The sequence below is a fragment of the Xenorhabdus bovienii genome (assembly GCF_024721015.1).
GTDB classification, from domain to species: Bacteria; Pseudomonadota; Gammaproteobacteria; order Enterobacterales; family Enterobacteriaceae; genus Xenorhabdus; species Xenorhabdus bovienii.
This window is the reverse complement of record NZ_JANAIF010000009.1, coordinates 34,719-61,213: the sequence shown is the minus strand read 5'-3', so window position 1 is coordinate 61,213 and position 26,495 is coordinate 34,719. Positions and strand designations below refer to the sequence as shown.

Here is a 26,495-nt window from a genome sequence, read left to right as displayed (position 1 = left end):
AAGTTCCAATAATGCTATGATAACAATAAGCAAATAATTTAATTGTTAATCTTTTAATCGGTTCCTTATGGATTAATGGGATGGTTATATACATTCTATGTAAAATTTTTATGGCTTGATATTTCTTTATTTTATAATAACTATGCTCAATTAAATAAAATATAATTTATAAAAATATCGATATTAAGTTAATCAATGAAATTATCAGGAAATTGATAGAACGTTGTCTGTACTGGATCAAGTTATCGCTAATCTGCATAAGAAATTGGAGAATAAATAATGGCCGCATTGGTATTAATTGAGCGAAACCAGTTTCGTTATATCGAGGATATGCCCGATTCCAATACAGAATGGCCAGCATGGGAGGTTTATCGGGTGGGTATTTGCCGGACAGATGTTAATTTGACGCATAATCCAGCGCGTACTAATACGGTTCTTGGGCATGAAGTGGTTTGTCGTGATGGGCACGGTCAATATTATGCGCTGAATAATGAGATCAATTGTGGCGAGTGTGATTATTGTCTCGAAGGAAAAACCAGCCATTGTCGCCACATGCGAGAATTGGGCGTGAATGAACATGGCGGCTTTGCCAGTAAAATTCATGCGCCAGCAAATAATCTGGTGCCTTTTACCTGTATTGATCACCGCATTGGCGTGCTGATTGAACCGCTGGCCTGTGCTATACATGGCATCAAACGTTTGGATACGGTTCTCAATACCCAGTCAGAAATCAAAGTATTGGTTCAGGGATCGGGGATTTCAGGGAAATTAATCACTTATCTCCTTCATACTTTGTACCCCGCACTGGAATTGACGCTCTATGATGTTCAGGCAGATGCCATGGCCTGGGCTGAATCTTACCCCGCTATTCAACGAATCACTGAAATCCCGCAGGAACATTTCCATGTTGCCATTGAATGCAGTGGGTCACAGCAGGGTCTGGCGGACTGTTTCCATGCTGTCCGGCGTGGTGGAACATTGATGATTTATGGGGTACCACTGGCTGAAGCGACGTTTTCATTTAGTCCTAATGAGTTGATGACAAGGGAAATTAATCTTGTCACCTCTCTGGCCGGTTGTGATCGGGAAACTTTTTGCCAATCGAGGGATACTGTCGTCGCACACCAGCCGTTTTTTTCTACTTTGTTAGGAAAAACCATCGGCCTGAAGGCACTGGAAAAAGAGTTATTACATTTTTCGCCGATACTGGGAACGAAAACGCTGGTTGATCCCTTATCTACCATTTAGTGATTAACGTGACATAAAAAAAGACGCTGCAAATAAAATTCTGGAGGATATGATGATTGAACATCTTGTTTTCTATAAATTTAAAAATAACTTGCCGGACGACGACATAAAATCCGTTTTAGATAAACTCGTGTCTATGCCGCAATCCATACCTGAAATACGCCATGCAAGCTGGCATCTGAATTCCAGTCTGGAAGGGCGGGATCAAGGATATTGCTATCTTCTTCGTCTGGAATTTGATGATCAATTTCAGCTAGAACACTATCTGGCATCACCCGCTCACACGGCATTGTGTGATGACATTCTGTTTCCTGCCCTTGAAGACGGGCTGAATTCGCTGATCGTGTTTGATATTACACAGTGAGAGCATCAACATGCTGAATGATGTTTTTATTGAATTACCAGTAAACAGCACGGTTAAATGGTTGAACCCAGCTCCTTATTGGGAAACAGATATCGGATTATGCAGAATAAAACCTGCGTCTGAAACCGATTTCTGGCGGGAAACCTACTTCGGTCATACGGCTGACAATGGACATGCTTTGTTGGCTTCTTTTAGCGGTAATGTCGTCATTTCAACGGAGATTATTTTCTCGCCACAGCAGGATTATGATCAGGCTGGGTTAATGATCCGTCTGTCTGATAAAAATTGGATAAAGTTCTCACTGGAACTGGAGCCAGACAAAACCATTAAATTAGGCACGACAGTAACATCACAGGGGGTATCGGATTGGTCTGGTGAAATCATTGATGACATCAGTATGCCGATTACCCTGATTGCTGAAATATCATCGGGAGCCTGTTTATTATCCATGCGATATGGTGATGGCCTGCCAAATACGGTCAGAATAACGCCATTTATCGCAGTCAAATCCGGTGACATGTGGGCAGGTATTTATGCTGCTTGTCCCCGTCAGTCTGGGTTTGTGGCGAACTTTGAAAATACGTCAATGAGAGTAATAAAATGATGCGATTTGAAAATAAAGTAGTCGTGATTACCGGTGCGGGAAGTGGTATCGGTGAAGCCACGGCAAAGCGTTTTTCCCAAGAAGGTGCCATTGTTGTTTTGGTGGGACGCAACGTTGATAAACTTAATCGAGTGTACAGTGAGCTGTCATCCAGCCACGCACGGGTCATTCAGGCGGATGTGTCGGATCAGGATTCCGTCAAGATGATGATTGATGAGACCATCGAACACTTCGGCAAGATAGATATTCTCGTCAATAATGCCGGGTTGTATATTCCCAGTACGATATTGGATACTTCGCTGGATGATGGCAAAAAAGTGTTGGCGACCAACCTTGATGGCGTTATTTATTGCAGCCATTTTGCCTTGCCTCATTTGCTCAAAAGCAAAGGGTGTATTGTCAATAATGCCTCTGTATCGGGGATAAGGGCTGATTGGGGCAATGCTTATTACTGTACTGCAAAAGGGGCGGTGGTCAATCTGACCTGTGCCATGGCATTGGATCATGGCTCACAGGGGATTCGGGTCAACGCAGTGTGCCCAAGCCTGATCATCACACCAATGACCGAATATATGCCCGATGAGGTTCTGCAAAAATTCGATTCCCGCATCCCGATGAAAAGAGCGGGAACACCAGCTGAAGTTGCATCAGCTATTGCATTTTTAGCCAGCGAAGATGCCAGCTTTATTAATGGCGTTAACCTGCCAATCGATGGTGGTGTTACGGCATCAAATGGTCAGCCCAATTTTAGTTAAACATAAAGGGGTACCGGGGAGCGGTGATTTATAACACCAGCTCCCCGATAATCACTGCCAGCCGATCGAATATTTCTGCCATTAACCGTTCAGTAAAGGGCGCCAGCATCGGGAACAACAGGGAAAGTGTAAAGATCCCCACGGTGAGCGTCAGCGGAAAGCCGATGACGAACACGGAAAGTTGTGGCGTCATGCGGTTGAGCATCCCCAAGGCAAAGTTCAGGACCAACAGCAGGGTAATCAGCGGCATTGCCAGCATCATACCGTTAATGAAGATTAAACTGGCACTTTGGGCTAACAACAGAAAACCTTTGGGGTTCAATTGCATTGGTTGAATGGGAATCGAATCAAATGTCCCGGCAATAATGCTCAGTAACCATAAATGCCCATCTAAAGCCAGAAACATTAACATCATCAGCAAGTTCAGAATACGCGCCAAAATTGGCATATTCGGGCCACCAGTAGGATCAAAAAATGTGGCGAATGAAAGCCCCATCTGTAAGCCGAGTATTTCTCCGGCATGACGTATTGCTGCAAAAGCGATCTGCATGGTCAATCCCAGCGCAGCACCAATCAATATTTGCTGTATCATGACCCAAACCCCCGCAACGGAAAATATCGGAATTTGCGGAGAGGGTATGTTAGGAACCAACAAAAAGGTGATCGCCAGCGCCAAACTAATTCTGACTTTTATCGGTGTCTGCTTTTCACTGAAAATGGGGGCTGTGCTGAACAGCGCCAAAAGGCGTACTAGTGGCCAGAAAAAATCACTGACAAGACGAGAGAGCATTTCGCTATCAAACGGGATCATGATTAGCCGATAATGGTTGGAATACTGCTAAATAGCACGCGCATATAATCTAGCAGTAAGTTCAGCATCCACGGGCCAGCGATAACGATAGTGACAAAAACAGCCAGAATTTTAGGGATAAACGATAAGGTCATTTCGTTTATCTGAGTTGCTGCCTGCAACAGGCTGATCACCAAACCACATATCAGGGCAGACAGAAGCAGCGGGGCGGCCAGCGCCAGCGCCACTTTCATTGCCTCAATGCCGAGAGCCATTACCGATTCTGGAGTCATAATTTTTTTAAACCGCTTTTTCGATCTTGTTCCAATAGGATTTCACGCAAATTTCGCGCTAGACATAAAAACTGTTCGCTAGACATAAAAGCTTTGTGCCAGTGAACCAAGCAGCAATTGCCAGCCATCCACCAAAACAAACAACATGAGTTTGAAGGGCAGCGATATGGTGGCAGGGGGAACCATCATCATCCCCAAGGCCATCAAGACACTGGCAACGACCAGATCGATGATCAGGAAAGGAATGAAGAGCGTAAAACCAATCTGGAATGCGGTTTTCAATTCACTGGTAATAAATGCCGGAACCAGAACACGGATGGGGACGGAATCCGCTGTTTCAAAAGCATCCTGATCCGCAAGACGGGCAAACAGTGCCAGATCGGTTTGTCGTGTCTGGCGCAACATGAACTGACGCAGAGGCTGGGCACCTTTGTCCAGTGCAGCTTCCAGACTTATCTTGTCTTCACTGAAAGGCAAGTAAGCATCTTGATAAACCTTATCGAATACGGGCGACATAATGAAAAAAGTCATGAACAGTGCCAAGCCAATCATGATTTGATTGGGTGGGGCAGAAGGTGTTCCCAGTGCGTTACGCAGTAAACCAAGCACGATGATGATGCGGGTAAAGCTGGTCATCATCAGCAAAGCGGCAGGGATAAAACCCAGTGCCGTGATGAAAACTAGGGTTTGAACCGGCAGTGACCAGCTTTGCCCACCATTTGCCATCGGCTGGCTGATAATGCCAGGCAATGCGGCCGCGGCATTCATGGGAAATAGCGGCAACAAAAGCGCCATCAGCAGGGTTGCTAAATGCACAGGCCGGAGGAGAGAAACAAATTTCTTGCCAGTCATTGGAGTGCCTGTCATAAAGAAAACGCTATTTTTCATCGTCATCCTTGTCGTTCTTGCTTTTTCGCTGGAGCGTATTTTTTAACATTTGGCTGAAGGGTAACGTCTTGAGTGCAGTTTCCTTTTCCGCGTTATCAGGTGGCACAGGCATCTGATGCAAGACATTAATCTGTTGGGGTGTAACGCCTAATACGAGCCAACTGTCTTCGATCTCCAGCACAACGACCCGTTCTTTTGGCCCAAGAGAGCAACTCGCTTTCACATTGAGCAACCGGTGATTTTTGTTCTTGGCAGGAGCAAGACCCAGACGACGAATCAGCCATGTCATGACGAAAATCAGCAGCAGGATGCCGCCTAGTGCACTGCTGACCTGCATTAGTGTCTGACTGGCGGGGAGGGGTTCGGGACTGGCTGTTTGTTTCACCGTGTTCGCAGATAGGGTATTAGCTTTTGCGTTAACAGGTGCAGCATCAGATGCTGCACCATGTTGAAAAGAAGCATAAAGGGAAGGCTGGTTCGCCATCATGGTCAACGACTCAAACGACGCATGCGTTCAGAAGGCGTGATGATATCCGTGATACGGATACCGTATTTATCGGATACGACAACCACTTCCCCTTGTGCAATCAGATAGCCGTTGATCAGAATATCCAGTGGTTCACCGGCAAGACCATCAAGAGGAACCACTGAGCCTTGGGACAGTCTCAGGAGTTGTTTGATGGTCATTTTAGTGCGTCCCAGCTCAACAGAGAGCTTAACGGGAATATCCATGATCAGGTCAATATCAGAAAGCTGGGCGAGCGCGTCCTGCGGCTCCAGGTTCTCAAATATTGACGCGCCGCTGTCAGAGGTTTGCTGTGCGGCCTGTTGTTCCAGTGCTTCTGCCCACATATCTTCAGTCAGTCTGGCTTCTGCGGGTTGTTTAGCATCACTCATTGGGCTTTTCCTCATCCAGAGCATTTAAAACAGGGTTAATCAGGTGTTCAACACGCAGGGCATACTGCCCGTTCAGTGTTCCATATTGGCTGGTGAGCACGGGCACACCATCAACGTGAGCGATAAGGCGTTCCGGTCTCTCAATCGGTAAAACATCGCCGCGTTTCAGTTGGAGAATTTTTGACAGTCGCAGGGGAATATCAACAAAGTTAGCAACGAGTTCCAATTCTGAATGCTGAACCTGTTTCACCAGACTTTCACGCCACTGGCCGTCTTCCTGACGTGCATTTTCTACAGGAGGATTGGTCAGACGTTCGCGCAGAGGTTCAATCATGGCGAAAGGAATACAAATGTTGAATTCTCCGCACAGTGCACCAATTTCCACCTGAAACGGTGTCGTGACCACGATATCGTTCGGTGAGGTGGTGATATTGGTGAACTTTACCTGCATTTCGGAACGGACGTATTCCACTTCAATTTTGAAGATGGAATCCCATGCGTCACGGTAGGCATCCAGTGCCAGTTTCAGCATCCGGTTGATGACTCTCTGTTCGGTATAGGTGAATTCACGGCCTTCGACTTTGGTCGGAAAACGGCCATCACCGCCAAACAGGTTATCAACGGCGATATAAACCAGACTGGGTTCAAAAGCGAATAGTGCGGTTCCCCTCAAAGGTTTCAGATGAACCAGATTGAGGTTGGTTGGCACGGCCAGATTGCGGGCGAATTCGTGATAAGGCTGGATTTTAATCGCGCCGACCGTAATATCCGGGCTGCGGCGCAGCATATTAAACAGCCCCATCCTGAATTGACGGGCAAAACGTTCATTGATGATTTCCAGTGACTGCAAACGTTCGCGTACAACACGACGCTGTGTATTGGGATCGTAAGGTCGAATCTCACTCTCCCCTGACGCAGTGGGTTCTACGTCATCGGCAGTGGCACTGTCACCATTGAGCAGAGCATCAATCTCTGCCTGTGAAAGAATATTGTCACTCATCGTGATTATCGCAAAATAAACGTGGTAAACAACACATCGGTGACCACTTGATCTGGCTCACCGGGTATCATCGTTGGGCGCAGTGTCTGCTTGATATCTGCCACCAAACGCATCTTGCCGTCATCGTTCGCCAGATCTATCGCTTTCTGACGGGATAACAATAGCAGCATACGGCTACGAACTTCTGGCAGATAATCATGGAAGCGCTGACGGGTTTTTTCATCAGGCAGGCGCAGTGTCACTCCAACATGTAAAACACGGTCAATATGGTCTTCGTTGTCGATCAAATTGACGGTAAAATTCTCCAGCGTCATAAATACCGGGGTACTGATGACTTTGGCTTTTTCGGTGCTGTTCTTGGTTGGCTGCTTCATTGTCCACCAGCTATACCCTCCGATGGCGGCACTAAGAACAGCAATCAGTATTAACAGTATTATCCAAATTGGATTTGTGCGTTTACGCTCGTAGCTATAATCAGACATGGACAGACAAATTCCTGTTTTCCGTTGCGGATAAGTTCCCGCGCATTCCGTGGCGGGTCTTCTTATCCATCAAAATCGATATCAATTATCCCGCGTCTTTGTTCCGCCAATAGCGAGAACAAACGCGGAAAAAACCATTAACTCATACGTTTGTTATCGGCCTTCTTTCTTTTTCTTGCCGTTTATTACCGTGCATCCTGAAATCAGGCGAAAATATCAACACCTCCGCGAATTGAAGCGAGCTGCTGCGGTGTTATTTTGATGGCTGATTCATGAGTCGTTGGCATCTGTGTCACGGCGGCTGAATCCTGTCCCTGAGCCTTGGCAGAGTGATGGGAATGACTCGGTGAATCGCCCGCCTGTTCCTGCTGCCAGTTTCCCTGAGTGTCACCGCCTACACTGCTTTGTGCTAATTGGATGCCATTTTCCGCCAATGCATGGCGAAGCCCGGGTAACGCCGCTTCCAGTGCTGTACGGACATGCTGGTGTGCAGAGACAAAATGCAGTTGAGCCTGATTGTCTTCAACATTCATGCGGATATGCAGTGCGCCTAATTCTTGAGGGTGTAAGCGCAATTCGGCCTGTTGCAGCCCGTTGCGATTAAAGAACAGGACATGTTGGTTGAGCTGCTGTTGCCACTCTTCACTGCCAAGATGGGCACTCAGTAGCGGAGTAGGAGTGCCGTTTAACTGAAATTGACCGGTTGTTTGCTGTCCCGCTGAAAGCAGGGGAGAGGCAGCCAGTATCGCAGGTAATTCTGGCTGGGAAGTTTCAGCCGTGGCCGCCACCCGTGCGGGTATCCCCTGAATCGCTGTCTGGAACTGATTCAACTCTTTTCCGTTATTTTGGGAAGCGGAGTTTTGTTCTGCTTTATTATTGATGGCGAGTTTCACTTGCCCGGCAACGGGAGCCAAAGTTGGACGTGTTTTGGTTGATTGTTCCGCGTTGTTGCTCAGGGTCGTCTCTTGCGTGGCGAAAGACCGGATACTTTTATCTTGTTCGCCATCTTTGGGGTGGTCAGTACGATCTGTAGTGATCAGTGCAGCATCGACTTTTGCATTCTTGCCAGGTTTTACATTCTGACCCAGTAAAGTCTCCGCACCGGTATTTTCACCACGTAGCAGTTCGTCTGTGTTTTCAGCACCCTCCGCAGGAATCGACTGAGCGTTGATCAATCCTGCGAGTTGGATTGGCATTGCAGCAACCAGAGCTTCAGCAGACAAGAGATCTTCATCCTTCAACACAGCGAAATCAATATCGCTTTCCGGTGTGGAGATTTCTGTCAATGGTTTGCCCCCAGCCAGCGTTTTACCACCAACGCTAATTACAGTGTTGTCTGCTACAGCCAGTAAGGGTGCCAATTCACCTTCGATTGGGTTATCGCTGGGGTGCTTCTCATTGTTCAGACCATTTTTATCAGCCCGGGCCGCCGTCTTCCGCACAGAGGCTATTTCTGCATCGAGATGCTGCCCAAATTCAGAAGAATTGTTACGGGCCAAGGGATCATTCAACGTCGGCTGACTTTTTTCCGTGAGTTTTATATCAGTAGGCAAAAGAGTGAGGTTCATTGTTTCATTCTCCGTTGTGCACCACGTTGTGCGTACTCATCCATTTGTTTTTGCTCCATGCGATTCTGGTGTAACTTCAAATTGTGCTCTGCCCGCTGTTGCAGTGTGTCGAAGGCGTTCAGACGCTGCTGTTTTTCCTGCCATTGTGACATGGCCTGCTCAAGCCGATTTTTCCATTGGGTAAGCTGTAACCTGTGTTGTTCAATCGCCATTTCCAGCGTTTTCATGAACTGCTGATAGTTTTGCCAGGTTGAGCTGGACATGCCGCAACTGAGTGTGTCATTTAAACGTGTACGATATTCATCCTGATAATTCGTCAACGCCGTGAGCTGTTGCTCCATTTGCTGGTGACTCTGCCGGATCTGTGCAAGTTGCCTTGCCGCTTTTTCCGCCGCATCTTGAGCAAGTTCACGTAAAGTCACGAGAGGGGAGTGCTGTTGCATGTATTTCCTCGTTTTAATGACAAAACAGACATAAGCGTTACTGAATTACATTAATAGCAAAGTTGTATTAGCAATAAGCTATATTGGCAATAAGCTATATCGGCAATAATTGTTGAAGCTGAATACATGCCGCATCGTACTCACTACGTTCATTCATGCCCTGTTGCAGGAACTGAGCCATATGAGGGTAAAGCTGAATCGCTCTGTCCAGTAAAGGATCGCTGCCCGCGGCGTAAGCGCCGACATTAATCAAATCCCGATTGCGCTGGTAGCTGGAAAGCAACTGTTTGAACTGCTGTACCCGTCGATAATGGTCGTTATCAATCAGTGCGGTCATGGCGCGGCTGATGGAAGCTTCAATGTCAATGGCAGGGTAGTGGCCAGATTCTGCCAGTGAGCGCGATAGCACGATATGACCATCCAGAATAGCACGGGCGGAATCGGCAATCGGATCTTGCTGATCATCACCTTCCGTCAGAACGGTATAAAACGCAGTAATCGAACCGCCATCACTGACGCCATTGCCCGCTCGCTCTACCAGTGCCGGTAACTTGGCAAACACGGAAGGCGGGTAGCCTTTGGTTGCCGGTGGCTCGCCGATAGCCAGGGCTATTTCGCGTTGAGCCATGCTGTAGCGGGTGAGGGAATCCATGATCAGCAGGACATGTTTGCCGCGATCGCGGAAATCTTCGGCAATGCGGGTGGCATAAGAAGCACCTTGCATCCGCAGCAGTGGCGAAACGTCGGCAGGCGCGGCCACGACAACTGAACGTGCCAGCCCTTCCACACCTAAAATGTTTTCGATGAAATCTTTGACTTCGCGGCCACGCTCACCAATCAGTCCAACGACAATCACGTCTGCTTGGGTATAGCGAGCCATCATGCCGAGGAGCACACTCTTACCGACGCCTGATCCGGCAAATAGCCCCATGCGTTGCCCACGTCCAACGGTCAGCAGGGAATTGATGGCCCGCACACCAACGTCCAGAACATCGCTGATGGGTGTCCGTTGCAGTGGATTGATAGGGGGCGTGGTCAACAGCGCCCGATAACCTGTATCGGGGGCAGGAAAGCCGTCGAGGGGGCGACCAGAGCCATCCAGCACTCTGCCAAGCAATTCAGGCCCCAGTGGCAACCGACGTCCGCCAGCCGAATCTTCGCCGTAAGAACGGGCATAGACGCGGGCACCCGGTACTATGCCTTCCAGCTCTTCCAATGGCATCAATAACAGTTTTTCGCCATTGAAACCAACAACTTCGCTTTCGACTTCTTCAATCGTGCTGCCATTCTGCCGTTCGATCAGACAGGTCGCGCCCAAAGGCATCTGTATGCCAGTGGCTTCCAGTACTAAACCGGTCGCGCGGGTCAGACGTCCGTAACGGCGGACTTTCGGGGTTTTTTCCAGACGTTTTTCCAGTGAATCTAACGTTGCCAGCCAGCGCCCAAGTCGTGCAGTCATCACAATTCTCCTGACGCCGCCAGACGACACATTTCATGCCAGCGTGTTGCCAGACTGGCATCCAGATCGCCTTCATCCGCACTGGCTTTACAGCCGCCCGGATGCAGCTTGTTATCTGCAATCAGACGCCAGCCATGCAATGCCAGAACTTCCCCCAGTTGCTGTTCAACCAGTGGGATATTCTGCGGGTGGACTCGCAGTTGTGGTTTTCCGCTGAACATCGGCTCCTGCTGGATAAATTCACGGATCTGGTTCAGTAGGGCAGTGCCATCACACACTGCGGGCTGCCCCAGAATATGGTGAGCCGCTGTGAGGGAAAGCTGCATCAGGCGTGAAGCGATAACCGTATCCAGCCCATCCAGTGAATGGCTAAAATCTTCCAGCAACGCTTTCCACTGTTCAACAACAATCTGCTGCTGTTGTCTGGCTTCCTGCAACCCTTGCTCCAGACCCGCCTGTCGGCCTTCTTGTATCCCTTGTTCATAACCTTGCGCTTGGCCTGCCGTAAAGCCTTGTTCATGGCCGGTCTGACGCGCTTGCTCTTTCAGCGCGTCCAGCATTCTGGCCTGCACCAGCAGACGATCCTGCTCGCTAGGCTCCGGCTCGTTGCCCATAGGCTCCAGTTTCGCCCGTAGTGTTTCCCACTGAGTCAATTCATTTGGCTGCCACGGCTGCCAAATTGCCTTATTCGACTTATCAGACATAGGTATCATCACCACCATTCAGGATCATTTCGCCGTTTTCTGCTAAACGACGAACCACAAGCAGGATGGATTTCTGTTCGGCTTCCACTTGAGACATGCGAACCGGGCCGCGGGTCGCCAAGTCATCACGCATGATTTCAGCAGCACGCTGCGACATATTGTTGAGGAAGTGATCGCGCAATGCCTGATCGCAGCCTTTCAATGCGACAAGCAGGGAGTCGGTGGTAATTTCCTGCAACAAGCGCTGGATACTGCGAGTATCCACACCAATGAGGTTTTCGAACAGGAACATTTCATCAATGATTCTCTGCGCCAGTTCACCATCATAGGTACGCACTGCCTCAATGACGCTCTCTTCCTGCTGGTTTTTCATCAGGTTGATGATTTCAGCCGCAGTACGGACACCGCCCATTTTGCTGCGTTTAAGGTTCTGGCCATCCAGCAGGTTATTCAGCACTTCGGTCAATTCAGCCAGCGCGGACGGCTGTACGCCACCAAAGGTTGCAATACGCAGCATGACATCATTGCGCAGGCGATCATCAAACAACGCAAGGATATCGGCGGCCTGACCCCGGTTCAGGTGAACCAGAATGGTGGCAATGATCTGCGGATGTTCATCGCGGATCATATCAGCCGCCATTTGTGGCTCCATAAAGTTGAGGGTCTCAATGCCCGTTGTGGTATCGCGGGATTCAAGGATATCTTCAAGCAGGCTGGAAGCACGCTCTTCGCCCAACGCTTTCACCAAGACGCTACGCAGGTAGTCGTTGGCGTTGATGCTGAGGGCCGCGTACTGTCCTGCATCTTCTTCAAACTCTGCCAGCACTTCAGCCAGCTGCTGGTTGGAGACTTGCCTCATCCCCGCCATCGCGATACTCAGTTGCTGTACTTCCCTGGAGTTCAGGTGCTTGAACACCTCGGCCGCCTGATCTTCTCCCAGGGTCATTAACATGACGGCACTTCTTTCTGTTCCGGTCAGGCTCATTGTTCGTTACTCATCCATTGGCGGATCACCAGCGCGACAACGCGAGGATCTTTTTCTGCAAGTTCACGGATACGCTGGCTTTGAATCTCGGCATTGACTCGTTGGCGAGCCAGCTTACGGCGCACTTTTTCATCCAGTTCTGCGTTGGATTCTGGCGCTTGCTGTTTCTGTTGATTTTTCTGCGCGTTAAGTGCTGCTTTTTCCGCCGCACGTTTCTTGGCGATTTGCGGCACGATCATTTTGCGCCACAATAGCCATGCAACCAGTGCCAACAGTAACCAACGGCCCAACTCTAACGTTTTTTCCAGCAGAACCGGGTGTTGCCAGAACGGCAGGGGTTCTATCACTTCAGCCGTATTGTTGAACGGTGTGTTGACGACATTCAGGCTATCGCCACGTTTAGTTGAGAAGCCCATTGCTTCACGAGTTAGTGCTTCGATCTGGGATAACTGTTCTGGTGTCAGTGCTTTTGTTTCAGGGCCATTTTCTCCCTGAGCAGTGGCATAGTTGATCACAACGGCAACGGAAAGACGTTCTACTGCGCCCACCTGTAATTGGGTATGGCTAATGGTTTTACCGACTTGATAGTTAATCAGTTCGTCATGACGGTTATTGCGGCTGTTGTTCACCAGACGCTCATAATTGTTATAAGTACTGCTGCGATTCTGGTCGGATTTTTCGTCACCTTTGCCTTTCGTGTCTGGATTTGGTTTCTCAATCGGTGCGCTTGGTGCTGCACTCGGTTGATTCGATAAGGCACCCGGAACACCACCAACCAGTGATCCCCCACTTTGTTCGCTGGAACTGCTCTGTTTAGAGAGAATAGCGGCCTCATTAGGTGGCTGATTAGGTTTATACTCTTCTGCCGTTTGTTCGCGGCGAGAGAAATCAAGCTGGGCTGTGACCTGAGCATGAACATTACCACGGCCGACCACCGGCGTCAGAATGGTTTCAATGCGATGCTGGAAACGTTTTTCTACTTCCTGGATGTATTTCAACTGAGTGGTGTTTAAGTCGAGTCCATTAGCATCGGCTTGAGTCAGCAGACGCCCCGACTGATCCACAATCTTGACATTGCTTGGCGGTAAACCGGCAACACCGCTTGAAACAAGGTGCGCAATGGCGTTGACTTGTCCCTCATCCAGAGTACGGCCTTGCAGTAATCTTACCGTTACAGAAGCTGTAGGGGATTTTTGTTCACGAACGAATAGAGAAGGCTTGGGTATGGACAGAATGACACGAGCACTCTCGACGGGGTCAAGGGACTCAATAGTACGGCTTAACTCACCTTCCTTTGCGCGATTGTAATTTACCTGCTCGCTGAACTGGCTGATGCCGAATTTTTCTTTATCCAATAACTCATAGCCCACCGCTCCCCCTTTGGGCAGCCCTTGCTGTGCCAGTTTCAACCGGGCTTCATGTACCTTATCGGTGGGTATCATGAGCGCAGAGCTGTTTTCAGCAAAACGGTAAGGGATACTCATTTGGGTTAATTGCGTGACGATCTCGCCGCCATCTTTATCACTCAGATTGCTGTAAAGCACCCGGTAATCGGGGCTGCGCATCCAGAGGAAAAGGGCGACTACGATAGCGATGGCAGCAGAGCCAGCAACTAATAATGGAACTTTTGGATCAGCTTTTATCTTGCTGATGATAGCGCTGAAACCTTTATTTTGGTTCTCAACGTCGGTTGTTGCTGCACTCATAGACGATCCTTGCCTTGCTGGTCAACATGAATACTAAAAGCGTGGCGTAACAAAACAGACTCCCCATACGCAAGCGAAAAGATTCTTCCTACTATTAATCCCATCATTATTCGCTGTTCACACCTCTTTTAATGGCACAATAAGCTTTGAATTTTTACTTCAATTACGCGCTTTAGTTTGAAAGGGCTATGTTACGGTGGCAGCGTGGAAAAATTGCCATGTCAGCCCAAGGCTAATATGGCACTTAATCACATAATCAATAGGGTGATTTAACGCGAGGTTTTTATGTCAATTCAGGCAATTGAAGGTGTACTGCAACAGATGAAGGCACAGGCATTACAGGCAACGAACATTGCCAAACCCATGCCAGTACAGGGAGGTTTTGCCAGCCACCTTACCGCCGCAGTAGAAAAAATAAATCAAACCCGTCTGTCGGCGACTAAGTTGTCTCAGGATTTTACGTTGGGTGTGCCGGGTGTGGAATTGAATGACGTGATGGTTAATATGCAGAAATCGAGCATTTCATTGCAGATGGGGATTCAGGTCAGGAATAAGCTGGTCAGTGCATATCATGAGATCATGAGTATGCAGGTGTGATGGGTTAATTAATTGATTTATATCAAGTAATTAATTTTCATTAATTACTTGGGACATACATGGGGCAATCGTGAGCTTTTTATTTAACAGCTTAATTTGGTCATCACTATTTTCATTCATCCATGCGCCATAAACGTTATGAACCATTTGTGATGAAACATGCCCCATCTGTGTTGCAATAAATGACGGATTAGCGCCAGCAGATAGCATCCAGCAAGCATATGTATGTCGTGTTTGGTATGCTTTTCTATGCCTGACTCCTGACCTTTTTATTAGGGACTTCCAAATTTGACCAAATCCTCCAGGTGAGTGGAATTGCGTTTTTAGCCCATTACAAGCCGTTACTGATGGTTGAAAAACAAATCATAGTGAGATGTCGTGATTTTAGCTCACGACGTAAAGTTTGTGTCGTTTGTGTCGTTTGTGTCTTTTGGGACTTTGGAGTTACAATTTCTTCTTGAAGCATTCTATTCCTTAAATATAATTCAAAATGGTATCGATTCCTTCTCTCTGAATAGAGAAATTTTATTGGTATATTGTGATATATCATGAAAAAACCTCGCTATTAAAAACGAGGCTTTTTAGATTTAGCTATTTGTTATTAGAGTAATTACTATAATAAGCTTGCTAATAAAGAGATTAGTAAAGGTGCTAGTAAAGTTAATATAAAACCACTAACTATTGCATATTTTATATTATCTGGTTTACAGTTTTCTTTGATAAATGGAAGAGCGGAATCTAAAGCAGCAGCTCCAGAAATACCTATTCCACCTTGTGGTTGTGACCTTCCCATAAAATAAAGAAAAGTAATACTTATTATTTCTCTGAAAAAGTCAGTCATGAAAGCTAGAGCTCCTAGCTCAGGGGTTGCCAGAGTATTTATCATCGGCCCTGAAAGAGAGAACCAGCCAAAACCACTGGATACTAACATGGACTCTATTAAAGAGTAGTTATATATTTTAGAAAATATTGCTGCAGCAATAACAGTTCCTAAAATTGTTATAAATGGTATTTTTATTGCGTCAAATTTTATTCCGCTAAGTTTAAAGTTTACTAAATCCATTCCAACAAGAACTATAAGTAAATAGAGTACATAGTTACTAGATAAGCTTATGCTATGCAGTGATATTTTAGTATATGAATAAAATAAAACACCTAAAATGAAAGAAAGCATGGCAACTGCACAGCTAATAATAGGCTTCTTGAAGTTTGGTTTATTATAACCAGATTTATTCTTTTCTCTATATTTTATGAATAGAAAAAAAGTAGATAAAGAGATTAATGAAGCCAAAATTATAGATTCTTTAACTATTGACACACCAGCATTTGTATTATTAAAAACCTCTCCAAGTTCAATGCCCATACATAATAAAAGGATAATAACTATTTTTGATATTAAACTTACTAGATAATCTCTAATATTAGTTTTTATTCCTTTTCCAAGGAAAAATCCAATTATTAGCAATGAGACGATAATTACGATTACCGATAAGGAATCTTTCATTCTATGCTCTGTTTTGTAAAATAAAAGTCAATCAATATCATGCGCCTATAGGATTCGCCAGTCTTCTCTTCTAGAGTTAAATGAGAAACATAATGGCTCACTTTTTCATCACAAACTGCAAAGCTTTCTAGAAAATTTTGCAGTTTGAATTTTGAAATTATATCAGATGAATTTACCTCTTCCAACTTTTTATTCCTAGATGCTACATTAGCAATATAATTATCACCTCCTAAAGCATTAGGACTTCTTTTTACTAAATGCGCAAATGTAAAAGGTTCTCCATCTTGATGAAAGCAATCAGGGGAACTAAATCCTGGTTTACTGTTGTCTGAACAGATAATTTTCACTATATGGACACCTGCGTATATAGGTAGATTATGTTCTTTCAGAAAAAAATGTCTTATTAAAATCGTCTATTAATGTATCTTGCAGTAGTTTTGTGTTTTTTAGTTCAGAACTAATTGAATTGAAATAACGGATATTATTATATTCAGGGTTATTATTTTCTTGATCATAACCTGATAATTCTCCCTTATCGCTTTTCTTTGTAGGGAGCCATGTTAATTTATTGTCAAGCTATGGTATTATTATGGCATTGGCATATCTACGGAATCGATATGTATTTTAAGGTGCATAAGGTGCATAAGGTGCATAAGGGGCTTCTTCTAAGTTTTCTATGTATTACGGCAGAATTAAATGTTTCGTTATTACGTTTAATTCTGGCTCATAGCAAATAGCTATTATACCGTTTTTATGCGGCTTTCGCTCTTCAGGATAATATATTGTCTTAATTTCTTGATATACCGACGTAACCTGTGCTACAGCCTAATTTAATTCTATTTATACCCCCACAAAAAATGAGAAGAATATTTTTCTTTGAAGATATATAGTTTCTTAATGATATGTTCACTTGAATGATAATATATCGTAATTTAATAATTTTTATTTAAATAATATTTTATGTTATATAAAAAGAGTTCTACAGTCATTAATCTGCATTCAACTAATGTCGGTCACAGTGACCTGTTCTGATTTTGTATTCTCTTCGGGAAATTACACTCTCATGCGGTAGCTATAATAGTTCCAGCCGTTTTTACAATAGAAAGATCCACGAAATTAAGTTCGCATAAGGAAATTAGTGATGGACGTATCTGCGCGTAAAAAATTAGTGTCTGAATACCTGTGCAAACTTGCTGGCAAACAGGATTTAGACGATTCGGTCAACATCTTCGAAACAGGCTTGGTTAACTCTTTGGCCGCTATCCAGCTAATCTCCTTTCTCGAAAAAAACTTCAAAATCAAAGTCGAAATTGATGACCTTGATAATGCCAATTTTTCCAGTATTCAGGCTGTCTGCCACTTTTTGGACAGAAAGGTGGCGGTAAATGCTTAATCGTTTTTTGTCACCTTTGCAAAACGAGTGGTTACAGACATTTGAGCAATTTTCAGCGACTGAAATCGCGCCTTATGCTGACGAATGGGATTTAGCAGAAGCGATTCCTGCAACGGTTGTGCAAAAACTTGCACATAACGGTTGGCTGGGGGGACTGGCAAAACCCGAGAGTGGTGGCCTGGGGTTTGACGTCACGACTTTCGGATTGCTGAACATGGCCATCGGCGCAGGGAGCGGTTCGCTCACGGGTTTGCTGAATGTGCATTCTATGATGTTGAAAACCATTGAAGATTGGGGTTCTCAAGATCAAAAACAACGCTTTTTGGCACCGCTGGTAAAGGGTGAAATAATTGGAGCATTCGCGCAAACGGAAGTTTCCGCTGGCGGAGATTCCAAAAATCTGTCAACTCAGTTTGAAGAAGACGGGGATTATCTCAGTGTTAATGGGCAAAAGGCTTGGATTACTTTCGCCCAGATTGCGGATTTATTTCTGGTATTCGGTAAATATCAGGGACTGGATACCGCAGTGCTGGTTCCTAAAGATACTCCGGGGCTAAAAGTGACCGCCAAAAAAAATATGCTGGGCTTCAAGAGCGCATATTTGGCGGTGTTGGATTTCACTGATTGTCGGGTTCCTAAGACCAATATCGTCGGAAAGCCCGGATTCGGACAAAACCTAATCTCTAACAATGCCTTGGACTATGGCCGCATCAGCGTGGCCTGGGCGGCGCTTGGAATACAGCAGGCCGCATTGGCGGCATCCGCTCGCAGGGCTAACTCCCGCGCCACCTTTGATACGTTGCTTGCGGATCAAGGTATCATTCGCGGCTATCTGGCGGAAATGTCCAGTAGCCTGCTGGCCTCTCAACTCATTTGCTTATCAGCGACAAAAGCCAAAGAAACAAGGGATGAAGACGCTCTTGAGCAGATCCTTCAAGCCAAACTTTTCTCATCGCATGAAGCTGGCACCGCAGCAGCGAAAGCGGTACAGATTCACGGTGGTCACGGTTGCGATGAAAGCAACGGCATCAGTCGGCTCTATCGGGATGCGAAAATATTGCAAGTTGTTGAAGGCAGCAATGAACTTCAAAAAATGCTAATCGGCAAAGCAGTATGCAATCGGTACAGCCATAACGTCGCACAGACTATTCCATAAATCGTCTCAACATTATTCCCCCTGAAAAGCTTGACGTGTTGCGTCCGGCTGACGGGTTTCTATCGCCTGACGTTCGTCTGTAACGTCAGGTCACAATGAGATTTGAGCAAATCCAGCACTCAGAGGATGTCGGCATCATGGCAACTGGTCGATTTATTACTGATTATTTCGAAAGTACGGCGAGAAATAACCAGAATCCGGCGATACGGTGGGGAAAAGGGAACGTTTTATCCTGGGCAGAACTATACGAAAGGGCGCAACGACTGGCTCATTATCTGGTTAATGAGCGCGGTGTATGTCAGGGCGATTGTGTTGCTATTGGCCTTGAGCGCAGCCCGGAATTTCTGGTGGCGGCATATGCGGTACTGCTTGCTGGTGGCGTTTATTTTCCTGTGGAGGCGAAAACGCCTGCCGCTCGGTTGACGTCTATGTTTGCGACGGCTCAATGCCGTCTCGCTTTTTGCAATGCAGCACAGGAGAGTCTGTTTACTCAGGCCAAACCCGGATTGGAACTGATCGGGCGTGAATTTCTGACAGAAATATTCACCTCTCATTGTCTGGATGACCATCGGCTGAGTTTTCATCATTCAGAAAGCGCGGGCAAAAAAGCGCGTCAACGACGGGCTACCGATCCGGCCTACTTAATCTTCACTTCCGGCACGACTGGCACCCCCAAGGGAGTGCTGGTCAATCATGGCGCCTTCATTAACCGATTACAGTGGCATCAGGCTCATAGTGAGATGACGGATGCGGACATTATCTTACAAAGAACGGCGTTGACGTTTGATGTGTCTTTATGGGAACTCTTTTTACCTGCCCTGAATGGCGCGAGTAATTATCTGCTGCAACCGGGATTGGAAGCATTCCCCAGAGGTATAGTCGCTGCATTGATAAGCGAAAATATTACGGTTGTCCACTTCGTTCCCAGTTTGCTGAAGCCCGTACTGCAAGAACTACAAGAGCTTCAGGATGATAGTGCTGAAACGCCATCGTTATCGGCGCTGCGCAGGGTGTATGTGAGTGGAGAGTCGTTGCCAGCCAGTCTGGTGACTCAATTTCAGAAAATATTTGCTTCGCGCTGCCTGTTGACCAATTTATACGGCCCCACGGAAGCTGCCATTGATGTCAGCTTTTATGACTGCGTGGAAACCGTGTCGGACGCCATTCCCATTGGGCAGCCTCTCACTGGATGCCAGTTATATATCTTGGAACCCGACAGTCTGACGTTAAAAGCGGATTCGAAAGAAGGCGAAATCGCCATCGGTGGGATATGTTTGGCAGAGGGCTACTACAACCGAAAAGATCTGACGGATAAGGTATTCATCTTCCATCCAGAACTTCAGCAGCGACTATACCTGACCGGTGATCTTGGTTGGCATGAGAAAAGACGGGGCTTTTTCTGTCAGGGACGGAAGGATACGCAAGTCAAATTACGCGGATTGCGGATTGAGTTGGGAGAAATAGAGCACCATCTGCTCAATTACCCTTCTATTACCGAGGCCGTTGCTTGCGTGGTTGAGGATGAAGATCAGGAACAGTGGCTGGTCGCGGCGATTGTTGCAGGCAAAAGGGGGCTTAATGAGCAGGATATTCGCCAATTTCTCGCTGTGCAGGTGCCGGCTTACATGTTACCCACTCGTTATTGGCAAGCCCGAAATCTGCCGAGGTCTGGCTCAGGAAAACTTGACAGAAAAACGATAGCCCAAAATATGCGGGATCTGTTTTTCACCGATCATCACGGAGTTGGAAACCTTATCCATGAGTAAACCGACTTTTGAGCTATCGCGGTCACAACAGGCCGTTTTCAAAATGGAAGCGTTTCATCTGTCCGGTTACTCATTTTATTTGGGCGGTGTGGCGCGCTTGAGTGGAAATGTGTCGCTGGATCAACTGGTATGGGCGGCCGAAACTGTCAGGAATAAGCAGGATGTGTGCCATATCGGATTCGTCAACGATCCTTTAGAAACGGTTCATCCAGAAGTTGTTGATTGGGAAATATTATGGCGGGGAATTCGGCACAACACGCCTCAGGCCGATGTGGAGCGAGTGGACTTCAGCAGGCATCCAGACCCCAGACAGGCCTTTGAAAGTTGGGTGGAGCGTCAACTGCTGGTGGAAGAGGACTTATCACTCACGCCGATACGGATTTTTGCGGTGCGTTTCCGACAGGAACAATCGGGATGGTTTGTGAAAGCGCATCATGCTGCGGTGGATGGTGCGGCGTTGGCGATATTACTAGAACGTCTGGCCGATGCGTTGGCGCAGGAATCGGGGAAGGTGAATTCCCCTTTGTACTCTATTCACGCCGAGAGAGAGCGGGATTACGAAAATTCCCGGCGTATGGTAAGGGATGCGGCGTATTGGCGGACGGTTTTTGGTGAACAGAATGCGTATGGCGACACGGCGTCAGCCAGTGCCCCCAAAATCTCCTGCCGCTACCCAATAGGGGATTATCGTGGATTGAAGCCGCACGCGATGCGTGTACGGATCGCTTTGCGAGAAGCGCAAAACGACATGCTGCATCAATTCAGTAATCGCGGCGGTTCAGTCTTTCGGCTGTTTTTCGCCGCAGTTGCTTATACACAAATGGTGATTGAAGACGGCAATGGCGCTTTATTGCAGGCACCTATGCTGAATCGTTGGAGCGAAGACGAAAAACAGTCAATAGCCATGTCAGTGGCTCCCGTCCTGATCCCGGTATTTCGTGAGGCAGGGGAAACCGTCGCGGATTGCTACCGCACCCTCAAAAAAAGTCTGCAAAAAGCCATTGTGCACTCACGCTATGCTCCAGGCGCCCGTTGGGGGGATTTCGCATCGCAGGAATGGAGACAGATTGTGCCGGCTTTCGGCGTTTCCTATCAAACAGGCGTGTTTCAGAAAACCGTCTCAGGTACTGAAGTGGAGATTGACCATATTCAGGCTGTGGAGGCGTTGTTTGCCACCGTACATATCCACGATCGCTTTGAGGGCGGTGACTTCAAGATTGAAGCCGATTTTCGCAAAATCTGGTCTTTCGACCAATGTCATACATTCCTGCAAACCGTCATTAATTATGCACTGGAAGCTGCCGCTGAAGTGATGGGGCAACCAGAAACCACGGGGCAAACAAAAGAAATCAACGTACGGACTGATTGCCTCGCAGAGCCGATCGGCATTCATTTATGTGACTCTTTTCAGCGTCACGCCGATAACTGGCTGTTCAAACAAAAAGCCGGTGAGGGAGTTGGTGATCTGACCTACCGTCAAGGATGGCAGTGGATTCGCAAGTTTGGTACGCAATTGCGTGACAGGCGGGATCGACGTTTCGAACACCGTCCGGTGGTGATTCTGGGAAGGCGCTCGCCTGAAATGACGCTCGCCTATTTGACCTGTCTTATTGAAAATGTGACCGTGGTTCCTGTTTGTCCTACCACGCCGTTGGCGAGATTATCGACTATCGTCCGTAATTCGGGCGCGTCTCTCTGCATTTATACGGGAACGGATCAAGACCTTGCGGAGGCGCTGAATTTGCCTCTATTACGCGCTTCGCTGGATAAAGATTTATGTGACGCGGGCTTGCATCCGGAAATCCAGCCAGAATTCATACATCCCGAACAAGCCCGGTCACAACAAACAGACAGCAATCCTGCTTATATTCTGTATACATCAGGGTCAACCGGAGAACCCAAAGGCGTTGTCATTTCTCCTGTTGCACTGGCGAACTATGCGCTGGCAGCCAAAGGGGAATACGCTTCTGAGGCGTCGTTTAATGCACCTTTGTTTACTTCCTTTGGGTTCGATTTGACGCAGACAGCGATTCTGATCCCGGTTTTGTCGGGGGGGTTTATACAAGCCCACGAACAGGATATTCGCGATAACCCAGAACTACTGCGAACCCTTCTCTCCGATGAGGCATTGACGGGAGTTAAATGTACACCATCCCATCTCTCATTATTGATTGAACATAGCGCCCAGAGACGGAATCCGCTGACCTTTATTGTTGGCGGCGAAAACTTGTCCGTCGCTTTGGTAAACAGAGCGCTTGGTTTTTTTCCTGCGGGCAGCAGAGTGATCAATGAATATGGGCCGACGGAGGCAACGGTAGGGTGCTGTATTTATTTGATGAACGAAAGTTCGATAAGCGAATCTGATGAGAACGACAGAACGAGTGCCGTGATTGCGCCTATCGGTAAAGCGCTGGGGCAAGCGGAGATGTCGATAAGAGATGCTTGGGGGCAAAATATGCCCCGTGGATTTAAAGGAGAAATAGGGATCGGCGGTTCAGTGCTGGCGGATGGATATATCAACAACAGCGCGCAGACGGAGGCGCAGTTTGTGTGCAGCGCCGATGGGCAGCATCGTTGGTATCGCACTGGTGATCTGGGCTTGCAGGATGAACAGGGAATATTTTATTGCCTTGGGCGCATTGACGATGAATTCAAAGTGCGTGGTCATCGGATTCATCCTGCGGAAATTGAGAAAGCCGTGGCAGAAATACTGGCGGATCTTGGACGCGACGGCGATGACCGTCGGGAGTTGAAAGCGTTAAAACTGGCCATTGATGGATATGAAACGGTCGCTTTATGCAGCAGCCAATCTGTGCCATACGACAACTCTGCATTCCAGAAAAACCTGAAAAACAAAATCTCTGACGCTTGGCTGCCGGGTCTTTACTGTACCGTGCAGCCTTGGCCGATTAATGCCAATGGCAAGGTCGATATAGCGGCGCTCACCGCTGCCGCTAAAGCAACGCTGGCGGCAGCCGATCCTGCTCAGTTTCGTGCAACCGACAGGCAAGGTCAGACAGAACCGGAAGCCTACTCACTCCCGGCATGGCTGGATGCCGAATTTTTAAGGCCGATTTGGCCGAAAACCGTGGATCTGGCCGCCTCATTTTTGGCACAGGGGGGTGACTCGATCAAAGCGATCCGCCTTGTCGCCTTGCTCGCCAGACAAGGTATTCGAATCGGTGTAAGTGAACTGTTAACTTCAACCGCCTTAGGAACCGTGCTTGAAAGAGTCTGTGCGGAAAAACCGGAAGTTGCTGTGACCGACCCGGCTGTATCGGAAGAACCAGAAGCAAACTGGGTGAACTATTTACCCAGTGTTCGCTGGTTTCGGGAACATCACTTTAAATACGGTGAACGACTGCAACAGGGCGTGGTACTTGAGTTACCGCCCTCCATTTGCGCCGGGCGTATAAACACTGCGGTGGCAGCGGTAAAAGCAAGACATAAAATCTTCACGTTGAGATCGAACCGGAGTTTGAGTGAGTTTTATTTTTCGTCCTTGGAACCGGAACAACATAACGGCGATATGTTGTTGCAAGATCACGTATTGGCGCCAGACGAAAGCCTTGAGGACAGACTGCACAGATTGCAGGGAGAAGTTTGTCTGGAAAACCAGCCCAGTGTGCATGAAGTGGTATTGGCTCCGGTTGCGAACAAAAAATATCTGATCTGGGTTTGTCATCACCTTATCTGCGATGTCCATTCATGGATTTTCTTACTGGATGAATTGGATCAGGTGCTGAACGAATCGGCGGCTCAGCTTAACGTTGATAAAGCTAATGTTGATAAAGCCAGTGCTGCTGTTGAGCAGGGTGCATTCCTTTGGGGGAAATGGCTGCGGGATCACGTCTCTTATGCTGAACCTGCACCCCATGACGACACCTTTTATCAGCCGGCAGCCGTTCCCGTCACGCTGGCGCTGTCAGTTTCCGGCGAGGGCTTCCGGTTTATGGAACAACGCTACAAAGCTGGACGCACGCAGTTGATCGCCGCTGCTTTGCTGGAGATAGTGCAGGATAACGGCATGTTACCGGAGCAGCTTGCGGTGCTGTTTGAAAACCACGGGCGTTTATTCTCCGAAGCAGAAACACCTGCTGTCTGGCATGCAGCGATGGCAGATTCCGTCGGTTGGTTTACTGGCTTCAATCAACAGAATCTCCACGTTCCCCTAGACCATCAAAGTGGTTTTTTACCCGGTTTCTTTTTACGGACATTGAAATCACGCCAGTATGAAAATAGCTCAGACTGGAAAGAACAACTGGGATTGAATGGCGTGCGGACACGGCCGGTTATCTGCATCAACGATATTGGCTTCGGGCTGAGCGAACGCGGAACATGGCGCCATTTTAATCTGGTTGATTCCCTGTCGGGTGGTTTCCGGTATCCCGACGAAAAGAGTGTGGCTGATTTTGATGTGCTCATTCACGACGATCGCGAATCCAGTTCTGTTTTCGTTGAGTTGAGGTTGGGCATTCCCGGAGCTGGCGCCGATGATGCCAAACGCTACCTGATGCAATTAAACGAAAGACTATCAGTCTGGAACGATGCGTTACATCGCGCGCAAGTGGAACCTATGTTGATCCCGGCGGATTTCCCCCTTTGTCAGCTCTCACAATCGGAGCTCGATCTCATTATTAATGGAGCCTCAGCATGAGAACTGCTATCGACTCAGCGAAGACGGTATTTTTATTCCCCGGTGTGGGCGCACAGCAACCCGATATGTTTGCCGAATTCAGAGCCTATCCCGAATACCGAGCCTGTTTGGAAGAAGTATCGGATCTGTCTCAGGTTGATTTATACGATGCTATCCATGGCGAACGGCGCGACACTTTAAAACAAGTGCGCATTGCCCAATTGGCGCTCACGGCGACCACGGTCGCCATCGCGGGCATATTACGTAAGCACTGTGGACTTGTTCCTGAGTTCATGATGGGACACAGTCTGGGGCAGTATCCGGCTCTGTGCTCTGCGGGTTACCTTGATTTGGCGACGTTGACCAAAGTGGTGAACCTCCGCTCGGAAGTGGTGGAAGCCTGCGCCCGTCATTACGAGCAGGGCGACATGTGTTGGGTGTTGCACCTTCCTGCCGACGTTGTGGTGCAGGAAGTGGATAAAGCCAGAAAAGACGATGGCATAGAATTGTACGTATCTGCCATTGATGCGTTTGATCAGGTGACGGTTTCTGGCGTCATGGCTGACATTCGACGCTTCGCGCCGCGTATGGAAGCGCTGGGCGGGTTGCTTTATCCATTGAAAATCGGCGGCCCGTTTCATTCGCCTTTAATGATGGAAGCGCAAGAAAAATTGGCGGCATTGCTTGATTTCCTGCCTGACGCAGACAAGCAGGGGACGCTGATCTCCAGACTGGTCTGCAACGTCAGTGGCGCGGAATTACCGGCTGAGGATCTTAAGTCATCAATTTTACAGCATCTGACTTCTCCCGTGCAGTGGCTGCGGAGTTTACAGTATGTCGTACAGAATGGCGTCACCCGTTATTTAGAGATTTCACCAAAAACTGTATTGAGTTACCTGAATCAGCGCGCCGGATTGCCCATGCTGCCCTTGTGCGAACCCGCTGAAATTTTCACTTTCACTGTGGCATTAAGTACTGCAGAGAGCCGGCTGGAACGGTTTTTCAGTTACTGTCATTTCCATCTTTATAGCTCCAGATTGCCTGACATAAATGATGCGGCCGCAATTGTACAATTGCGTCAAATCAGGGATGCAGTAACACAAAAGATAAAAGGCTCACATCTGACCCGTGAGGAATGCGGCTTCCTCCATCAGCACACACAGCAATGGCTGAAAATTATCGAAGAAAAAGGGGGCACCTCTTTATTGGTAGAAAAGATGAAGTTGCAAAGCCTTTTTAATGCAATGGGGCGTTGAA

Annotated in this window: 26 protein-coding genes; 10 read left to right on the top strand and 16 right to left on the bottom strand. The window is 47.5% G+C overall.

Annotation, left to right across the window (positions count from 1 at the left end; all coding sequences use genetic code 11):
- The first annotated feature begins 279 nt into the window (after nt 1-279).
- The 4 genes from NXS07_RS04455 to budC are packed head-to-tail and all read left to right on the top strand — an operon-like array spanning nt 280 to nt 2,971.
- Nucleotides 280-1,248 (top strand): zinc-binding dehydrogenase, encoded by a 969-nt coding sequence (locus NXS07_RS04455; protein ID WP_258086235.1) that lies wholly within the window; start codon nt 280-282, stop codon nt 1,246-1,248.
- Nucleotides 1,249-1,297: 49 nt separating this feature from the next.
- On the top strand, nt 1,298-1,612 hold the full coding sequence (locus NXS07_RS04450) for a Dabb family protein (RefSeq protein WP_258086234.1): 315 nt from the start codon (nt 1,298-1,300) through the stop codon (nt 1,610-1,612).
- Between the two features lie 10 nt (nt 1,613-1,622).
- Nucleotides 1,623-2,216: a DUF1349 domain-containing protein gene (locus tag NXS07_RS04445; RefSeq protein ID WP_052726045.1), complete on the top strand. Its 594-nt coding sequence runs from the start codon at nt 1,623-1,625 to the stop codon at nt 2,214-2,216.
- A complete protein-coding gene (gene budC / locus NXS07_RS04440) occupies nt 2,213-2,971 on the top strand; it encodes a meso-2,3-butanediol dehydrogenase (protein WP_258086233.1) in 759 nt (252 codons plus the stop codon). The genes NXS07_RS04445 and budC overlap by 4 nt, the downstream gene beginning before the upstream one ends.
- Nucleotides 2,972-2,999: 28 nt before the next feature.
- Here budC and fliR read toward each other — a convergent pair whose 3' ends face one another.
- From fliR to fliF, 13 genes are all read right to left on the bottom strand, one after another.
- Nucleotides 3,000-3,782, bottom strand: coding sequence for a flagellar biosynthetic protein FliR (fliR, locus tag NXS07_RS04435; RefSeq protein WP_258086232.1), 783 nt, complete (start codon nt 3,780-3,782; stop codon nt 3,000-3,002).
- Nucleotides 3,783-3,784: 2 nt separating this feature from the next.
- Complete coding sequence (gene fliQ, locus NXS07_RS04430; RefSeq protein ID WP_012989128.1) at nt 3,785-4,054, bottom strand: flagellar biosynthesis protein FliQ; 270 nt, start codon at nt 4,052-4,054, stop codon at nt 3,785-3,787.
- A gap of 78 nt (nt 4,055-4,132) precedes the next feature.
- Complete coding sequence (gene fliP / locus NXS07_RS04425) at nt 4,133-4,849, bottom strand: flagellar type III secretion system pore protein FliP (protein ID WP_143827733.1); 717 nt, start codon at nt 4,847-4,849, stop codon at nt 4,133-4,135.
- A gap of 82 nt (nt 4,850-4,931) precedes the next feature.
- The gene (gene fliO, locus NXS07_RS04420; protein ID WP_038222063.1) at nt 4,932-5,429 is read right to left on the bottom strand and encodes a flagellar biosynthetic protein FliO; all 498 of its coding nucleotides are present in this window, start codon (nt 5,427-5,429) and stop codon (nt 4,932-4,934) included.
- Nucleotides 5,430-5,431: 2 nt separating this feature from the next.
- Nucleotides 5,432-5,839 (bottom strand): flagellar motor switch protein FliN, encoded by a 408-nt coding sequence (fliN, locus tag NXS07_RS04415; protein ID WP_012989125.1) that lies wholly within the window; start codon nt 5,837-5,839, stop codon nt 5,432-5,434.
- On the bottom strand, nt 5,832-6,839 hold the full coding sequence (gene fliM, locus NXS07_RS04410; RefSeq protein ID WP_038208745.1) for a flagellar motor switch protein FliM: 1,008 nt from the start codon (nt 6,837-6,839) through the stop codon (nt 5,832-5,834). Before fliM ends, fliN begins: the two co-directional genes overlap by 8 nt.
- A 5-nt stretch (nt 6,840-6,844) precedes the next feature.
- Nucleotides 6,845-7,321, bottom strand: coding sequence for a flagellar basal body-associated protein FliL (gene fliL, locus NXS07_RS04405; protein WP_038208742.1), 477 nt, complete (start codon nt 7,319-7,321; stop codon nt 6,845-6,847).
- Between the two features lie 203 nt (nt 7,322-7,524).
- Entirely contained in the window at nt 7,525-8,889 is a 1,365-nt protein-coding gene (locus tag NXS07_RS04400) for a flagellar hook-length control protein FliK (RefSeq protein ID WP_258086231.1), read from the bottom strand.
- On the bottom strand, nt 8,886-9,332 hold the full coding sequence (fliJ, locus tag NXS07_RS04395) for a flagellar export protein FliJ (RefSeq protein WP_258086230.1): 447 nt from the start codon (nt 9,330-9,332) through the stop codon (nt 8,886-8,888). Before fliJ ends, NXS07_RS04400 begins: the two co-directional genes overlap by 4 nt.
- A gap of 94 nt (nt 9,333-9,426) precedes the next feature.
- Nucleotides 9,427-10,791, bottom strand: coding sequence for a flagellar protein export ATPase FliI (gene fliI, locus NXS07_RS04390; RefSeq protein ID WP_038222060.1), 1,365 nt, complete (start codon nt 10,789-10,791; stop codon nt 9,427-9,429).
- Nucleotides 10,791-11,495: a flagellar assembly protein FliH gene (fliH, locus tag NXS07_RS04385; RefSeq protein WP_038222058.1), complete on the bottom strand. Its 705-nt coding sequence runs from the start codon at nt 11,493-11,495 to the stop codon at nt 10,791-10,793. Before fliH ends, fliI begins: the two co-directional genes overlap by 1 nt.
- A complete protein-coding gene (gene fliG / locus NXS07_RS04380; protein WP_038222057.1) occupies nt 11,488-12,480 on the bottom strand; it encodes a flagellar motor switch protein FliG in 993 nt (330 codons plus the stop codon). The genes fliH and fliG overlap by 8 nt, the downstream gene beginning before the upstream one ends.
- Nucleotides 12,477-14,186, bottom strand: coding sequence for a flagellar basal-body MS-ring/collar protein FliF (gene fliF, locus NXS07_RS04375; RefSeq protein ID WP_258086229.1), 1,710 nt, complete (start codon nt 14,184-14,186; stop codon nt 12,477-12,479). Before fliF ends, fliG begins: the two co-directional genes overlap by 4 nt.
- Nucleotides 14,187-14,471: 285 nt before the next feature.
- On the opposite strand from fliF, the gene fliE reads away from it, so the two are divergent.
- Entirely contained in the window at nt 14,472-14,783 is a 312-nt protein-coding gene (fliE, locus tag NXS07_RS04370) for a flagellar hook-basal body complex protein FliE (RefSeq protein ID WP_038222055.1), read from the top strand.
- Nucleotides 14,784-14,813: 30 nt separating this feature from the next.
- On the opposite strand, the gene NXS07_RS04365 is transcribed toward fliE, so the two are convergent.
- The 3 genes from NXS07_RS04365 to NXS07_RS04355 form a co-directional block, all read right to left on the bottom strand.
- Nucleotides 14,814-15,071 (bottom strand): tyrosine-type recombinase/integrase, encoded by a 258-nt coding sequence (locus tag NXS07_RS04365; protein ID WP_155271795.1) that lies wholly within the window; start codon nt 15,069-15,071, stop codon nt 14,814-14,816.
- Nucleotides 15,072-15,396: 325 nt separating this feature from the next.
- Nucleotides 15,397-16,287 (bottom strand): LysO family transporter, encoded by an 891-nt coding sequence (locus tag NXS07_RS04360; RefSeq protein WP_258086228.1) that lies wholly within the window; start codon nt 16,285-16,287, stop codon nt 15,397-15,399.
- Nucleotides 16,284-16,634: a 2OG-Fe dioxygenase family protein gene (locus NXS07_RS04355; protein ID WP_230581020.1), complete on the bottom strand. Its 351-nt coding sequence runs from the start codon at nt 16,632-16,634 to the stop codon at nt 16,284-16,286. Before NXS07_RS04355 ends, NXS07_RS04360 begins: the two co-directional genes overlap by 4 nt.
- Nucleotides 16,635-17,428: 794 nt before the next feature.
- Between NXS07_RS04355 and NXS07_RS04350 the strand changes: the two genes are divergently transcribed.
- From NXS07_RS04350 to NXS07_RS04330, 5 genes are all read left to right on the top strand, one after another.
- On the top strand, nt 17,429-17,680 hold the full coding sequence (locus tag NXS07_RS04350; RefSeq protein ID WP_038208724.1) for an acyl carrier protein: 252 nt from the start codon (nt 17,429-17,431) through the stop codon (nt 17,678-17,680).
- Complete coding sequence (locus NXS07_RS04345) at nt 17,673-18,836, top strand: acyl-CoA dehydrogenase family protein (RefSeq protein WP_051869175.1); 1,164 nt, start codon at nt 17,673-17,675, stop codon at nt 18,834-18,836. Before NXS07_RS04350 ends, NXS07_RS04345 begins: the two co-directional genes overlap by 8 nt.
- 95 nt (nt 18,837-18,931) lie before the next feature.
- Nucleotides 18,932-20,602 carry an amino acid adenylation domain-containing protein gene (locus NXS07_RS04340; protein WP_258086227.1) on the top strand — a complete coding sequence of 557 codons (1,671 nt, stop codon included), beginning with the start codon at nt 18,932-18,934 and terminating at the stop codon, nt 20,600-20,602.
- Nucleotides 20,595-25,259 (top strand): AMP-binding protein, encoded by a 4,665-nt coding sequence (locus tag NXS07_RS04335; RefSeq protein WP_258086226.1) that lies wholly within the window; start codon nt 20,595-20,597, stop codon nt 25,257-25,259. The genes NXS07_RS04340 and NXS07_RS04335 overlap by 8 nt, the downstream gene beginning before the upstream one ends.
- Complete coding sequence (locus NXS07_RS04330) at nt 25,256-26,494, top strand: ACP S-malonyltransferase (protein WP_258086225.1); 1,239 nt, start codon at nt 25,256-25,258, stop codon at nt 26,492-26,494. The genes NXS07_RS04335 and NXS07_RS04330 overlap by 4 nt, the downstream gene beginning before the upstream one ends.
- The last annotated feature ends 1 nt before the right edge of the window (nt 26,495 follow it).

What these genes read in the sequence shown, in the direction of transcription:
- fliP (WP_143827733.1), bottom strand. Translation starts at nt 4,849, where the DNA reads ATGGCGCTTTTGTTGCCGCTATTTCCCATGAATGCCGCGGCCGCATTG.
- fliE (WP_038222055.1), top strand. Translation starts at nt 14,472, where the DNA reads ATGTCAATTCAGGCAATTGAAGGTGTACTGCAACAGATGAAGGCACAG.
- NXS07_RS04445 (WP_052726045.1), top strand. Translation starts at nt 1,623, where the DNA reads ATGCTGAATGATGTTTTTATTGAATTACCAGTAAACAGCACGGTTAAA.
- NXS07_RS04345 (WP_051869175.1), top strand. Translation starts at nt 17,673, where the DNA reads ATGCTTAATCGTTTTTTGTCACCTTTGCAAAACGAGTGGTTACAGACA.
- NXS07_RS04330 (WP_258086225.1), top strand. Translation starts at nt 25,256, where the DNA reads ATGAGAACTGCTATCGACTCAGCGAAGACGGTATTTTTATTCCCCGGT.
- NXS07_RS04450 (WP_258086234.1), top strand. Translation starts at nt 1,298, where the DNA reads ATGATGATTGAACATCTTGTTTTCTATAAATTTAAAAATAACTTGCCG.
- fliR (WP_258086232.1), bottom strand. Translation starts at nt 3,782, where the DNA reads ATGATCCCGTTTGATAGCGAAATGCTCTCTCGTCTTGTCAGTGATTTT.
- fliQ (WP_012989128.1), bottom strand. Translation starts at nt 4,054, where the DNA reads ATGACTCCAGAATCGGTAATGGCTCTCGGCATTGAGGCAATGAAAGTG.
- NXS07_RS04350 (WP_038208724.1), top strand. Translation starts at nt 17,429, where the DNA reads ATGGACGTATCTGCGCGTAAAAAATTAGTGTCTGAATACCTGTGCAAA.
- fliF (WP_258086229.1), bottom strand. Translation starts at nt 14,186, where the DNA reads ATGAGTGCAGCAACAACCGACGTTGAGAACCAAAATAAAGGTTTCAGC.
- NXS07_RS04340 (WP_258086227.1), top strand. Translation starts at nt 18,932, where the DNA reads ATGAGATTTGAGCAAATCCAGCACTCAGAGGATGTCGGCATCATGGCA.
- fliM (WP_038208745.1), bottom strand. Translation starts at nt 6,839, where the DNA reads ATGAGTGACAATATTCTTTCACAGGCAGAGATTGATGCTCTGCTCAAT.
- fliL (WP_038208742.1), bottom strand. Translation starts at nt 7,321, where the DNA reads ATGTCTGATTATAGCTACGAGCGTAAACGCACAAATCCAATTTGGATA.
- NXS07_RS04360 (WP_258086228.1), bottom strand. Translation starts at nt 16,287, where the DNA reads ATGAAAGATTCCTTATCGGTAATCGTAATTATCGTCTCATTGCTAATA.
- fliO (WP_038222063.1), bottom strand. Translation starts at nt 5,429, where the DNA reads ATGATGGCGAACCAGCCTTCCCTTTATGCTTCTTTTCAACATGGTGCA.
- budC (WP_258086233.1), top strand. Translation starts at nt 2,213, where the DNA reads ATGATGCGATTTGAAAATAAAGTAGTCGTGATTACCGGTGCGGGAAGT.
- fliI (WP_038222060.1), bottom strand. Translation starts at nt 10,791, where the DNA reads ATGACTGCACGACTTGGGCGCTGGCTGGCAACGTTAGATTCACTGGAA.
- fliJ (WP_258086230.1), bottom strand. Translation starts at nt 9,332, where the DNA reads ATGCAACAGCACTCCCCTCTCGTGACTTTACGTGAACTTGCTCAAGAT.
- NXS07_RS04335 (WP_258086226.1), top strand. Translation starts at nt 20,595, where the DNA reads ATGAGTAAACCGACTTTTGAGCTATCGCGGTCACAACAGGCCGTTTTC.
- NXS07_RS04400 (WP_258086231.1), bottom strand. Translation starts at nt 8,889, where the DNA reads ATGAACCTCACTCTTTTGCCTACTGATATAAAACTCACGGAAAAAAGT.
- fliH (WP_038222058.1), bottom strand. Translation starts at nt 11,495, where the DNA reads ATGTCTGATAAGTCGAATAAGGCAATTTGGCAGCCGTGGCAGCCAAAT.
- fliG (WP_038222057.1), bottom strand. Translation starts at nt 12,480, where the DNA reads ATGAGCCTGACCGGAACAGAAAGAAGTGCCGTCATGTTAATGACCCTG.
- NXS07_RS04455 (WP_258086235.1), top strand. Translation starts at nt 280, where the DNA reads ATGGCCGCATTGGTATTAATTGAGCGAAACCAGTTTCGTTATATCGAG.
- fliN (WP_012989125.1), bottom strand. Translation starts at nt 5,839, where the DNA reads ATGAGTGATGCTAAACAACCCGCAGAAGCCAGACTGACTGAAGATATG.